Raw genomic sequence first — 12,497 nt, 5'->3', positions numbered from 1 at the left:
CTTTGAAACGCAATTTTTCTTTTGATGCTTTTATCGAGCCGGACAGTTCGATATAATCATGAGAGGCACTAGCCGTTTTGAATCTATTTGAGGTGTAAAAAATGATATTATCTGTTAAAGATTTAAGTCATGGCTTTGGCGACAGAGCCATTTTCCACGAAGTCTCCTTCCGGTTATTAAAAGGCGAGCATGTCGGCTTGATCGGCGCCAACGGTGAAGGAAAGTCAACGTTTATGAATATTATTACTGGCAAGCTTGAGCCAGATGCAGGAAAAGTCGAATGGGCAAAAAATGTCCGTGTCGGCTACCTCGATCAGCATACCGTGCTTGAAAAAGGAAGAACCATTCGTGAAGTCCTTCAAGATGCATTCCATTATTTATTCTCAATGGAAGCCGCAATGAATGACATTTACGAAAAAATGGGTGAAGCAGATCCTGATGAGCTAGAAAAGCTTTTAGAAGAAGTAGGCGTCATTCAGGATGCCCTGACGAACAATGATTTTTATATCATTGATTCCAAGGTAGAGGAAATTGCAAGAGGTCTTGGGTTAACAGATCTCGGGCTCGATCGTGATGTGACAGAGCTGAGCGGCGGACAGCGGACAAAAGTACTGCTTGCGAAATTGCTGTTAGAGAAGCCTGAAATTCTTCTTCTTGACGAGCCGACCAACTATTTAGATGAACAGCATATTGAGTGGCTGAAGCGCTATTTGCAGGAATATGAAAATGCGTTTATCCTCATTTCACATGATATTCCGTTCCTAAACAGTGTCATTAACTTGATTTATCATGTCGAAAATCAAGAACTCACGCGATACGTTGGTGATTATGATCAATTTAAACAAGTTTACGAAGTCAAAAAGCAGCAACTAGAGGCAGCGTATAAAAGGCAGCAGCAGGAAGTGGCTGAATTAAAGGATTTTGTCGCGAGAAATAAAGCACGTGTCAGCACAAGAAATATGGCGATGTCTCGTCAAAAGAAACTGGATAAGATGGACATGATTGAATTAGCGGCAGAAAAACCAAAACCAGAATTCCACTTTAAACCTGCACGTACATCAGGGAAATTAATTTTTGAAACGAAAGATTTAGTCATTGGGTATGACGAACCGCTCTCTCGTCCATTGAATTTAAAAATGGAACGCGGGCAAAAAATTGCGTTATACGGTGCCAACGGTATCGGAAAAACGACACTGCTCCGAAGCCTGCTTGGAGAAATTTCCCCCATTTCTGGTGAGGTGGAACGCGGAGAATTCCTGCATATTGGCTACTTTGAACAAGAAGTAAAAGAGCAAAACAGCAACACTTGTATCGAAGAGGTGTGGAGCACCTTCCCATCGTACACACAATATGAAGTCAGAGCTGCCCTTGCCAAATGCGGTTTAACGACAAAACATATTGAAAGCCGTGTGTCTGTTTTAAGTGGTGGTGAAAAAGCGAAGGTCCGCCTTTGCAAGCTCATTAACGAAGAAACCAATTTGCTTGTTCTCGATGAGCCGACAAACCACTTAGATGTCGATGCAAAAGAAGAACTAAAACGCGCGTTAAAAGAATATAAAGGCAGCATCTTATTGATTTCCCACGAACCTGAATTTTATCAAGATGTGGCAACCGAAACTTGGAATTGCGAATCCTGGACAACCAAAGTATTATAAAGACAAAAAAGCCTTATATCGTTTGCAGATATAAGGCTTTTTTCTATTAATGACCTGCCTGGATATTCACCAAATGCTTACGGCCAAGAAGCAGGATGACCATTCCTAAGAGAACAACACCCGCCCCTACATAATAAGGGGTACTTGCTGTGTAAGTTTCAGCGAGAACTCCCGCAATCCAAGGCGCAATCGCACCACCAATAAATCGTACAGCACTGTATGAAGATGATGCAATTGAACGCTCAACAGGAGCTGATCCCATCACAGCCGTCGTCAGCACCGTATTGATCATGCCGAGGATGCCCCCAGCAATCACAATACCGCAAATGACCACGACCACATGTGATGTCCATATTCCAATGCCGAATAAAATCACAGCAAACGAAGCAAAGAGAACAACAAGAGCTGTCAATGTCCCCAATTTGCGATGAATGACCGGCGCTGAGAAGACAGATGTCACAGCCAAAAATAATCCCCATCCAAAAAAGACATAGCCAAGACCATGCTCATCAAGATGAAGCACAAATGGCGAATAAGCTAGAAGAACAAAGAATCCAAAATTATATAAGAAAGCAGCAGATGCCATCGTTAAAAGCCCCTTATATTTCAAGGCTCCAACAGCTTCAAATAACTTCACCTTTTTCTGCGGCTTTTGCATAGGTGGAAGCATAAAGGTAATGGCTAAAAGAGCAACGAGCATTAACACTGCCACACCAAAGAATGGCCCGCGCCAAGAGATCGTTCCAAGCTCACCACCAAGGAGCGGCCCGACAGAAATCCCAAGACCTAGTGCCGCCTCATATAAAATGATGGCTTTCGCACTTCCTCCAACAGACACACCGACAATGACTGATAATGCCGTTGAAATAAATAAGGCATTCCCAATGCCCCATCCGCCTCTAAAACCAATTAATTCATTAATGGTTGAAGAAGTACCGCCTAAAGCAGAAAAGACAATAATAAAGATGAGTCCTAATAATAACGTCCATTTGGCACCAATACGACTAGAAATAAAACCGGTAAAAAACATCACAAAGCCGGTGACAAGCAAATAGCTCGTAAATAAAAGAGACACCTGACTTGGAGATGCATGTAATTGCGATGCAATGGCTGGCAAAATCGGGTCTACAAGCCCTATTCCCATAAATGAAATCACACAAGCAAAGGCCACCGCCCAGACGGCCTTTGGCTGTCTAAGCAAACTCGTACGCTGTTTCAATACTTCTTCTTCCTTCATTCCATCAGAACCTTTCCTACAGTTGTTTAACAAAATAAAATAAACACGCTGAGGTGTTTATTTTATTTTGTTGACAAAGAGCTAAAATGAACTTTATTTTAGCTCTTTGTCTTCTTTTTCAGCGTGATAGAAAACCTTTGCAGTCTAGGAAGGACGAGTACTGGAGCGGAGCGAATTTGACATTCGTGAGCACCAGCACGCAGGACTGACAAAGAATGCGAGGGTTTGTCTACACGCTGAAATAAACACGCTGAGGTGTTTATTTTTGTAATTGCTCAATGGCATGAGCCGCTCTTTCTTTCATCATTTCAAGATCCTTTTTAAAGGATTGAATCGTTTCTAGCTTTTTTGTAATCAATTGATGCTGCACAGTCAGCTGCGCATCAATATCTAACAGTTTCTCTAATCGTTCCTTCGGGTCAAGTGACAGCAAGTAGCCTTCTTTATTCAGCTCTAACTGTTTTCCTATTTCCATAAACGATTGAAGCTCTTGTAAAGAAAAGCCAAGTACTTCTTTGGCCTGCATCACTTTCTCCAGTTCTTCCATGTCATCCTCTGAGTAAAGTCTGACACCGCCCTCTGTCCGCTTTGGTGCTGATAATAAACCAATCTCTTCATAGAAACGAATGGTCCGTTTCGTCAGACCGCTTCTTTTCGCCACTTGATCAATTTTCATCCATTCCATCACCAGTGCCTCCTGCTCATCAATTCATGTTTTATTATACACCTTTATGACCTTAACGTAAACGTTAATGTTTGATCACTTGATTTCTATTGTGGTTTGATGCAGAATAAATAGTAATCATTACGTTTTAAAGGAGGTACCCTATGCGTTCATTTCCATCCAAAAAAGAACGACACGCCCAATTCGGTTCTGTCCCGCCAAGCGCTAGAACAAAACCTTGTCAAAAAGAGGACATGATAGACATCCAACAAACCGAACAGGACTTTTATTTTGATCTGGAACAGGTCGGAATTTGCCGTGTGTCGTACCCTGTACATATTTTGTCTAAAACGGCTCCACAGCACCAAACCTCTTCCGCTGATTTTACGCTGAGTACATATTTGCAAGCTCATCAAAAAGGCATTCATATGAGCCGTCTCACCGAGCAGCTTCACTCATTTTATGAGAGCGGAAAGCCGGTTGATGTGGATTCCTTAAAAGAATTGACGGCACAGCTTGCCAAGCAAATGAATCAGCCATCTGCCTCGATTCAAGTTTCCTTTCCGTGGTACATGGAAAAAAAGAGTCCCATCAGCAGAAAGTCCGGTTTGATGCATGCAGACGTGCAATATGACATCCACTTTCATGAAGAAAACGGATGGATTTGTCATATTGGCTGCACTGCTCAGGTGACAACGTTATGTCCTTGTTCAAAAGAAATCAGTGAATACGGCGCACATAATCAGCGCGGCACTGTATCGATTCAGGTAGAGCTGTTTGAACAAGGTCAACTCCCTGATGACATGAAAGCAGATCTACTGCAGATCATCGAGTCTAATGCGAGTGCGCCTCTTTACCCTGTACTCAAAAGACCAGATGAAAAACAAGTGACAGAAGAGGCCTATGAAAATCCACGTTTTGTAGAGGATGTTGCGAGATTAATTGCAGCAGAGCTATATGAACAAAACTGGATCAAAGGGTTTCAAATTGAGTGCCGAAATGAAGAATCCATTCATCAGCACGATGCTTATGCCAAATGTTCTTATCAAAAAAAACTGTAGAATGTCTCTACAGTTTTTTTAACAGCCTTTATTTTTCATTACTTTCTAATTCCTCAATCATCATCGACAGTTCTGTCCAGCGATCCATCGCATGTTCTAATTCTTCAGCGACGGCTTTTTGCTTGTCCATCAGCTCTTGAATTTTCCCAAAATCACTGCCAGCCTCAGCAATGCTGGCTTCGAGCTGCTGGTGTTTGTCCTCTAGTGCTTGTATCCGATCTTCAATCCCATCCCATTCAAGCTGGTCCTTATAGGATAGTTTTTTCCTCTTTTTCGGTGCAGCTTCTACTGGTTTTTCAGCAGGTTTTGTCTCTGTTCGCTTCTGTTCTTTTTCTTGCTCCATGTAATCGCTGTAAGCACCCTGGAAGTGTGAAATGCGTCCATTTCCTTCAAACACAAGCAGACGATGGACGACTCGGTCTAAGAAATAACGATCATGCGACACGGTGATGACTACGCCTGGGAACTGCTCCAAATAATCCTCTAAAATGCTGAGCGTCTCTGTATCAAGATCATTCGTCGGCTCATCTAAAAAGAGAACATTCGGCTCTTCCATCAATACCTTCAATAAATACAATCTGCGGCGCTCTCCCCCTGACAGCTTGCGGATAAACGTGCGCTGCATGGATCTAGGGAATAAAAATCTCTCCAACATCTGCTCTGCTGTCACAATGACGCCATCTGCCGTTTTGACAATTTCAGCTGTTTCTTTGATGTAATCAATGATATTCAGCTCTTCATTCATTTCATTATGGTCCTGCGTGTAATAGCCAATGCGGACTGTTTGTCCAATGGTCAATTGTCCGTTCGTCGGTTCTATTTTACCCGCCAGGCAATTGAGTAAAGTCGTTTTGCCCACTCCATTCGGTCCGATAAATCCGATGCGATCACCTGGCACGACTAAATCGCTGAACTGATCCACAAGGGTTTGACCAGCAAATGTGATGCTGATCTCTTCTGCCTCAATCACTTGTTTTCCAAGCCGGTGAGAACCGATCGCAAAATCAAGCTCTCCTTTTGCATCAGGTCCCTTTTGATCCTTTAGCTCTTCCACTCTGCCGATACGCGCTTTTTGCTTTGTCGTTCGAGCCTTGGCCCCTCTTCTCAACCATGCAAGCTCACGTCTAAGCAGGTTTTGACGTTTCGTTTCTTTTACTTGAGCTTCTGCTTCTCGTTCCGCTCTTTTTTCTAAAAAGACTTCATAATTTCCTTTATATGTGTAAAGCTGCCCCTGATTTAATTCATAAATCCGATTGGCGACGCGGTTTAAGAAATAACGATCATGGGTTACAAGAATGACAGCCCCGCTGTATTGACTCAAATATCCTTCAAGCCATTCAATGGTTGCGTTGTCTAGATGGTTTGTCGGCTCATCTAAAATCAGCAAACCCGCAGGCTGAATTAAGTTTTTGGCGATCGCCACACGCTTTTTCTGTCCGCCTGATAACGCATGAACAGAACGGCTCACATCTTTGACACCAAGCTTTGTCAAAATCGTTTTCGCCGAAAGGTTCGCATCCCATGCGTCGTCCTGATCCATTTTATTTTGCATACGCATAAGCGCTTCTTGTTTTGCCTCGTTTTGTGGATCATGCTCTAAATCAGCCAGCGCCTGTTCATAGGCTTTCATCGTTTGAATCATTGGTGCTGTTCCTGAAAAAATATAGTCGAGAATCGTTTCATCTCCGCTCATTTCAGGATCTTGCTCAAGAAATTCGATATCAAGTGTCCCTGCCTTTGTAATGTCGCCTTCCTCAAATGATTCAAGTCCTGCAATGACTTTTAAAAGCGTTGACTTCCCTGTTCCATTAGGTCCAATTAACCCGATGCGTTCCTTTGGTTCTATATGAAAAGAGATATGATCAAACAGCGTTTTTTCGCCATAGGTTTTATATAATCCTTCTACATTCAATAAACTCATTTTATCAGTCCTTACATAGATTCTTCCTTTATTTTAAATCAGCCAGTAGCAGAAAACTAGTTTTAAAAAAACCCGCTGCTGAAAAGAATGTTTCCTTTTGATGCTCGATACACTATGAAGAGGTGATCTAAAGATGATAACCATTAGTTTATGTATGATTGTGAAAAATGAAGAGGAGGTTTTGGCTGACTGCCTGTCTTCTGTTCAAGACATTGTAGATGAGATGATCATTGTTGATACAGGATCAACGGATCAAACAAAGGACATTGCTCACTCCTTTTCAGCAAAGGTACTCGACTTTGAATGGGTCCAGCATTTTGCAAAAGCACGCAATTTCGCTTTTTCCCATGCAACAAAAGAGTATATCTTATGGCTGGATGCCGACGATGTCCTGCTTGAAGAGGATCAGCAAAAACTGCTTCAGCTCAAACAGACGCTTGATCCCGCAGTAGATGCTGTCTCGATGTTTTACCACGTTGGATTTAGTGAAGACGGTCAGGTGAATTTTAAATATAGAAGAAATCGGCTCGTCAAGCGTGCCTTGAACTTTCAGTGGTATGGTGCCGTTCATGAATTCCTTCAAGTGTATGGCAACATCTTACCGGCTGACATCGCCGTCACCCATCAAAAGCGTAAGAAAACAACCGCTGGAGAGCCTGGACGCAATCTGCGCATTTATGAAAACATGCTTGCAAAAGGCGAAGAGATGACGCCTCGTGATCTCTTTTACTTCGCCAATGAATTACGAGATAACAAGCAGCATGTGAAGGCGATTCGCTTTTATCACAAATTTTTAGCCACAAAACAATGCTGGATTGAGGATGAAATTCGCACATGCCAAAATTTAGCTGACTGCTATTATGCAGTCGGTTTTGAGGAAGCCGCCCTATCCTCCTTATTGAGATCCTTCTTATATGATCAGCCCCGTCCAGAATTTTGCTGCCGGATTGGGGATCATTTCAAAGCACAAAATAAATACAAAGCGGCCATCTATTGGTATGAGCAGGCACTGAAGGCACCTGAAATCGAAACAGCCTTTACACTGACACAATATAAAACATGGTATCCTCACCTTCAGCTTTGCTATTGTTATTATCAGCTCGGTGATTTGGCTCAAGCCAAAACCCATCATCTTGCATCCTCAGCCCATTACCCAACCCATCCTAGTGTGCTGTACAATGAAAAAATATTTGCTGAAGAAACGTAAATCTCCTGTTATCACATCCGCCTGTCAATGACGGCGGATGTCTTTTGATACATATTAGACTTTTGTGACATTTAACACTTTAGTGATTTAAAGCGTTTTTCAACCAATTGACTAAATTGTCATTTACGCATATACTAACATTCGTCTTACGAAAAGATTTATCCATTAGGAGGTCAACATGAGTTCTTTATTTAGAAAAAAGTCTCTCGACCAGCTCATGCTTGAAAGTCAAACGAAGCGGCTGAGCCGTTCTTTGAATACATTTGATTTAATCTTGCTTGGCATTGGCTGTGTGGTCGGGACTGGAATTTTTGTGATAACGGGGGTTGCGGCTGCGAAAGATGCGGGACCTGCGATTATTATATCTTTTATTTTGGCTGCGATCGCATGCGCCCTTGCTGCTTTTTGCTATGCTGAATTTTCCTCGTCCATTCCAGTGTCAGGAAGTGTCTATACGTATTCTTACGCAACACTTGGAGAATTCCTCGCCTTTTTAATGGGCTGGGATTTAATGCTTGAATATGTTGTTGCGCTCTCTGCTGTGGCAAGCGGATGGTCATCCTATTTTCAATCACTGCTCAGTGGATTTGGTCTGCACATACCGAAGGCTTTATCGGCTGCACCCGGAGCCGCTGATGGGGCCATCTTCAACCTGCCAGGCGCACTCATTATTTTACTCATTACCTTTATTGTCTCAAGAGGCGTAAAAGAGAGCACGAAGCTGAATAACATCATTGTGCTCATCAAAATTGCCATTGTCCTCCTCTTTATCATTTCAGGCTTTGCTTACGTTAAACCTGAAAATTGGACACCTTTTATGCCAATGGGCTTCCATGGCGTGATTGCTGGAGCGGCAACTGTCTTTTTTGCTTACCTTGGATTTGATGCAATCGCTAATGCATCAGAAGAAGTCAAAAACCCGCAAAAAGCGATGCCAATCGGAATTATTGGCGCGCTCGGTGTTTGTACAATTTTATACATCGGGGTATCCTTTGTCTTAACCGGCATGGTTCACTATACGAAACTGAATGTCAGTGACCCTGTCGCTTTTGCTTTACAAGTGGTTGGACTGAATAGTGTCGCTGGTATTATATCGGCAGGTGCTATTATTGGGATTACGACCGTGTTAATTGCACTTGTCTACGCTCAGGTTCGTTTAACCTTTGCCATGAGCCGAGATGGACTCATGCCAAAAATCTTTTCAAACGTTCATCCAAAATCGAAGACACCGGTTGCCAACACTTGGCTGACAGGCGCTGTTGCGGCATGTATCGTTGGTTTCGTCAACTTATCAACACTTGCTAATTTAGTCAGCATCGGTACACTTGCGGCCTTTACGGTGATCTCGATCGCTGTGATCATACTCCGGAAAAAACATCCGAATATGAAAACAGCGTTTAAAGTACCCTTTGTTCCTGTTCTTCCCATCATTAGTGCGGTCATTTGTATGATCTTGGCTGCCACACTGAAATGGGAGACATGGCGAGCCTTCCTCATCTGGGTAGCCATTGGTGTCGTTGTGTATTTTACCTACGCAAGACGCAAAAGCCATCTGAATCAAACACAATAGAAAAGAGACACGGGGAATCCCGGTCTCTTTTTTTGTTTAAATCACACTGTTTTTCACTGAATTCGAGTCCACCATATCTGGATCGAGTACGCTTGAAATCGGAATGACAAGCGGTGAACAATCTCCATTGTCCTCACCAAAACCTTGGTTCAATTTCATCGAGAGAAAATAATCGATCTGCTGATAAGGCCCTAGCGTCAGTGATGCCCCCCGATCCATTGCATTGATTTTAAAAGCACCGACATTGACGACTGAGGGTGAGAATAACATCACACATCACTTCCTTGGAATAGGTTTAGCTGCTGGCGAAAAAGAGGCAGGTGAGTCCACTTGATCTCGATCATCTACATGGCTCTTTGTTCCGACAAAACCGCTAGCATCTCCAAAATTCTGTCCGTACCCCTGATTTTTTTTATCTGAGTTTTGCCACTCTGCTAACAAATTTTGTCCGACATTCACCGCCGACGCATTTTCAAAGGAATTAATTTTTAACATGAAAATATTAATATTGATATACGGAGTTGGTTGAACCACAGATAAACCTCCTTTTTATAGGTATATGCGAGCACCCATCAAGTATGTTAACAGGAGGTCTTCACATGGACTTCGAAAAAATGAAGCAGTGGATGGACATTGCCCAGCAAATGCATGGAGATGATTTTTGGAAAATGATATTCGATGATGAGCAAAGATCTCCCTTTATGGCAAATGGTCCGTCTCCATTTACATTCTCGCAGCAAGATCAGCGAGGAACAGATGCATCGTTTCCACCAGTCGACATTGTGGAAACCCCTACTGAATTTCAGTACTTAATTTATCTGCCTGGCTACCGGAAGGAAGATGTTCAGGTGCTTTCATATGGTGAATATTTGGTTGTGAAAGGACAGCGTTTTTCCTTTTTTAACGAACAGGATTTTCGCCAAAAACAAGGAAAGTATGGTCCGTTTGAAAGAAAAATTCGGCTCCCAGATATGATTCTTGGTCAAATGAATGCGGCCTTTAAAGACGGCGTGCTATACATTCGCCTGCAAAAGGATGAAGGAAAAGCAACTGCGATAATCATAGATGACGAATATTGATACTGACTGCGTCTATTAGATCACGATCATCAATCGTTTCAATCGGCAAGATCGTGATCACTCTATCGGCATTTTGTTCACCAAAACCATTGTTTCTTTTGATCGTCGAGCAGTGATTTCGTACGATCGTTGAGCCGAATGTCATCGAGGACCCTGTACCAATCGTATTCGTCTTCATATGGGTAATCTGAATGCGTGTAGGCAGCATGCCCTTCTCCCCTTTCATGTATCTCTATAAGTATATACCGGGCAGCTTTTCCATAGACTAGAGCAAGGCGAAAGAAAAGGTTGTGGTCCACTTGAAACATTTCATTCACTCACTCTTAAAAAAAACCGAAGCCAGTCCATCCCCCTCTGTCGTCGAGCTGGAAAAAAGACTCACCGCTCTTGAGCAGAAAATGTCTGCACCTGCTCCGCCTGTCTCTGAGGATACGCACATTCACATTGAATCACTGCATGTGGACAAAATTGACTACCATTTAGAGTTTGGTGAGCTTTCCATTGATCAGCTTAAAGGCAGACTCAACATTGGAGCCACCTATTACACGCCAAAGGACCCGCACCTCAAAAAGGCAGCTTCAGTACCGAAGCCAAAAGAAACAAAAACACCAAAAGTCTCCATTCGATCAAAGTCTTCATCTCAGCACGACCGGAAGCCAGAAATAAACCGCAAGCACAATCGCTACAATACTGATCACATTTAGCCAAAAGCCAGCCTTGACCATATCAGATATTTTCAGCACATCTGCACTAAAGACAGCCGCATTTGGCGGTGTGGAGATTGGCAGCATAAATGCACATGAGGAAGCTAACGCAGCCGCAGCCATTAAGCCATACGGCTCCATGCCAATTGCAAGTCCAAGCCCTACTGTAATTGGAATGATCATGTTCGCAACTGCTGTATTAGACATAATTTCGGTCATAAATAAAATTGAAGCCGTTAAAATAATTAGCAGCATGAGGTAAGACAGCCCATTTAAATGCTGTAAATTTTCCCCGATCCATCCTGTTAGATTCGTTTCCGCAAATCCTGTAGCGAGCGAAAGCCCGCCTCCAAACAAAAGCAAAAGCCCCCATGGCAACTGCTTCATATCCTGCCATTCTAGTATTCTCTCTCCATTTGTCGCTGGAATGAGAAATAACAGCATCGCCCCAAAAATTGCGATCGACGTATCCGAGACAGGAAGCCCGCCAAACAAAAAGATTTTAAAAATCCATAAAAAAGCCGTCATAAGAAAAATAGCAAAAACCCATTTTTCTTCTTGTTTCATTTTGCCTAAATCCTCTAAACCCTTCCGTATAAACGCTGCTCCCATTTCCCCTGTGTGCTCTACCTTAAACTGTATCTTGGTCAAATACAGAAATAAGAGAATGAGCAGAACAGCCGCCACCGGAAAACCAAACAAAAACCATTCAAAAAACATAATTTCTCGATCTAACAGCTTTTTTGACATCGCCGCAAAAACAGCATTTGGTACAGACCCAACGAGTGTCGCCAGTCCGCCAATAGAGGCTGAATAAGCGACCGATAATAGGATGCTTTTACTGAATCGGTCAAGAGATGCACCTGACAAAATATCGTTCGCCTTCACCTCTTTAATCACAGCCAGTGCTACAGGCAGCATCATCAGTGCTGTGGCTGCATTTGAAATCCACATAGATAGAAAAGCCGTTGCCATCATAACCCCTAATACAATGCGGTCACTTCTTGTGCCAATGATGTTTAAAATATGTAAGGCCATTCTTCTATGTAAATTCCATTTTTCAATGGCAATGGCAATCATAAATCCGCCCATGTACATAAAAACAATCGGGTCTCCATAAGCTCTTGATGTTTGCTCCATCGATAGCCCGCCAAGTGTTGGCAAAAGGATGATGGGCAATAAAGAGGTAGCCGGTATAGGCAAAGCTTCTGTGACCCACCATGTCGCAGTCCATGCTGTGATGCCAAGTACCACTCTCGCTGCATAGGTCAATTCACTTTCTGGAATGAGCAAAAAAATAAGCAAAAAGAAGATCGGTCCAAGAACAAGTCCAGTTAGATTCACTTTTTTATAAACGATCACAATTCCCCCTTCATGAAAACGCTTTTAAAATTTTTCT

The 12,497-nt window shown here is 42.7% G+C and carries 13 protein-coding genes; 6 read left to right on the top strand and 7 right to left on the bottom strand.

Annotated elements, in window-relative coordinates; all coding sequences use genetic code 11:
* The first annotated feature begins 101 nt into the window (after positions 1–101).
* Positions 102–1,655 carry an ABC-F family ATP-binding cassette domain-containing protein gene (locus tag ID12_RS08410; RefSeq protein ID WP_050827049.1) on the top strand — a complete coding sequence of 518 codons (1,554 nt, stop codon included), beginning with the start codon at positions 102–104 and terminating at the stop codon, positions 1,653–1,655.
* Between the two features lie 46 nt (positions 1,656–1,701).
* On the opposite strand, the gene ID12_RS08405 is transcribed toward ID12_RS08410, so the two are convergent.
* Together ID12_RS08405 and ID12_RS08400 are read right to left on the bottom strand one after the other, a co-directional pair.
* Positions 1,702–2,892, bottom strand: a complete 1,191-nt coding sequence (locus tag ID12_RS08405; RefSeq protein WP_050827048.1) for an MFS transporter — start codon at positions 2,890–2,892, stop codon at positions 1,702–1,704.
* A 259-nt stretch (positions 2,893–3,151) separates the two neighbouring features.
* The gene (locus ID12_RS08400) at positions 3,152–3,577 is read right to left on the bottom strand and encodes a MerR family transcriptional regulator (protein ID WP_017366797.1); all 426 of its coding nucleotides are present in this window, start codon (positions 3,575–3,577) and stop codon (positions 3,152–3,154) included.
* A 143-nt stretch (positions 3,578–3,720) separates the two neighbouring features.
* On the opposite strand from ID12_RS08400, the gene folE2 reads away from it, so the two are divergent.
* A complete protein-coding gene (gene folE2, locus ID12_RS08395) occupies positions 3,721–4,617 on the top strand; it encodes a GTP cyclohydrolase FolE2 (protein ID WP_050827047.1) in 897 nt (298 codons plus the stop codon).
* A gap of 28 nt (positions 4,618–4,645) precedes the next feature.
* Here folE2 and ID12_RS08390 read toward each other — a convergent pair whose 3' ends face one another.
* Positions 4,646–6,538: an ABC-F family ATP-binding cassette domain-containing protein gene (locus tag ID12_RS08390; RefSeq protein WP_048003362.1), complete on the bottom strand. Its 1,893-nt coding sequence runs from the start codon at positions 6,536–6,538 to the stop codon at positions 4,646–4,648.
* Positions 6,539–6,671: 133 nt separating this feature from the next.
* Between ID12_RS08390 and ID12_RS08385 the strand changes: the two genes are divergently transcribed.
* Both ID12_RS08385 and ID12_RS08380 read left to right on the top strand, forming a co-directional pair.
* On the top strand, positions 6,672–7,745 hold the full coding sequence (locus ID12_RS08385; protein WP_050827046.1) for a tetratricopeptide repeat-containing glycosyltransferase family 2 protein: 1,074 nt from the start codon (positions 6,672–6,674) through the stop codon (positions 7,743–7,745).
* Positions 7,746–7,923: 178 nt separating this feature from the next.
* A complete protein-coding gene (locus tag ID12_RS08380) occupies positions 7,924–9,315 on the top strand; it encodes a branched-chain amino acid transporter BcaP (protein ID WP_008344176.1) in 1,392 nt (463 codons plus the stop codon).
* Positions 9,316–9,351: 36 nt separating this feature from the next.
* On the opposite strand, the gene ID12_RS08375 is transcribed toward ID12_RS08380, so the two are convergent.
* A complete protein-coding gene (locus ID12_RS08375; RefSeq protein WP_008344178.1) occupies positions 9,352–9,585 on the bottom strand; it encodes a hypothetical protein in 234 nt (77 codons plus the stop codon).
* Positions 9,586–9,591: 6 nt separating this feature from the next.
* Positions 9,592–9,849 (bottom strand): hypothetical protein, encoded by a 258-nt coding sequence (locus tag ID12_RS08370; RefSeq protein ID WP_008344180.1) that lies wholly within the window; start codon positions 9,847–9,849, stop codon positions 9,592–9,594.
* A 65-nt stretch (positions 9,850–9,914) separates the two neighbouring features.
* On the opposite strand from ID12_RS08370, the gene ID12_RS08365 reads away from it, so the two are divergent.
* Positions 9,915–10,394, top strand: a complete 480-nt coding sequence (locus ID12_RS08365) for an Hsp20/alpha crystallin family protein (protein WP_008344182.1) — start codon at positions 9,915–9,917, stop codon at positions 10,392–10,394.
* Here the strand turns inward: ID12_RS08365 and ID12_RS08360 are convergent.
* The gene (locus tag ID12_RS08360) at positions 10,375–10,602 is read right to left on the bottom strand and encodes a hypothetical protein (RefSeq protein ID WP_050827045.1); all 228 of its coding nucleotides are present in this window, start codon (positions 10,600–10,602) and stop codon (positions 10,375–10,377) included. The genes ID12_RS08365 and ID12_RS08360 overlap by 20 nt on opposite strands.
* Before the next feature lie 91 nt (positions 10,603–10,693).
* On the opposite strand from ID12_RS08360, the gene ID12_RS08355 reads away from it, so the two are divergent.
* Positions 10,694–11,098: a hypothetical protein gene (locus ID12_RS08355; RefSeq protein ID WP_050827044.1), complete on the top strand. Its 405-nt coding sequence runs from the start codon at positions 10,694–10,696 to the stop codon at positions 11,096–11,098.
* Here the strand turns inward: ID12_RS08355 and ID12_RS08350 are convergent.
* On the bottom strand, positions 11,030–12,460 hold the full coding sequence (locus ID12_RS08350; RefSeq protein ID WP_019743929.1) for an SLC13 family permease: 1,431 nt from the start codon (positions 12,458–12,460) through the stop codon (positions 11,030–11,032). The two genes, ID12_RS08355 and ID12_RS08350, sit on opposite strands and share 69 nt — an antisense overlap.
* Positions 12,461–12,497 lie beyond the last annotated feature (37 nt).

This window comes from Bacillus altitudinis, from assembly GCF_001191605.1.
Taxonomy (GTDB): Bacteria; Bacillota; Bacilli; order Bacillales; family Bacillaceae; genus Bacillus; species Bacillus altitudinis.
The sequence above is the reverse complement of the archived record's forward strand: the minus strand, read 5'-3'. Positions and strand labels throughout refer to the sequence as shown.

Excerpts from the sequence above, each read along its gene's own strand:
- ID12_RS08410 (WP_050827049.1), top strand. The coding sequence starts at position 102 with ATGATATTATCTGTTAAAGATTTAAGTCATGGCTTTGGCGACAGAGCC.
- ID12_RS08405 (WP_050827048.1), bottom strand. The coding sequence starts at position 2,892 with ATGAAGGAAGAAGAAGTATTGAAACAGCGTACGAGTTTGCTTAGACAG.
- ID12_RS08400 (WP_017366797.1), bottom strand. The coding sequence starts at position 3,577 with ATGGAATGGATGAAAATTGATCAAGTGGCGAAAAGAAGCGGTCTGACG.
- folE2 (WP_050827047.1), top strand. The coding sequence starts at position 3,721 with ATGCGTTCATTTCCATCCAAAAAAGAACGACACGCCCAATTCGGTTCT.
- ID12_RS08390 (WP_048003362.1), bottom strand. The coding sequence starts at position 6,538 with ATGAGTTTATTGAATGTAGAAGGATTATATAAAACCTATGGCGAAAAA.
- ID12_RS08385 (WP_050827046.1), top strand. The coding sequence starts at position 6,672 with ATGATAACCATTAGTTTATGTATGATTGTGAAAAATGAAGAGGAGGTT.
- ID12_RS08380 (WP_008344176.1), top strand. The coding sequence starts at position 7,924 with ATGAGTTCTTTATTTAGAAAAAAGTCTCTCGACCAGCTCATGCTTGAA.
- ID12_RS08375 (WP_008344178.1), bottom strand. The coding sequence starts at position 9,585 with ATGTTATTCTCACCCTCAGTCGTCAATGTCGGTGCTTTTAAAATCAAT.
- ID12_RS08365 (WP_008344182.1), top strand. The coding sequence starts at position 9,915 with ATGGACTTCGAAAAAATGAAGCAGTGGATGGACATTGCCCAGCAAATG.
- ID12_RS08360 (WP_050827045.1), bottom strand. The coding sequence starts at position 10,602 with ATGCTGCCTACACGCATTCAGATTACCCATATGAAGACGAATACGATT.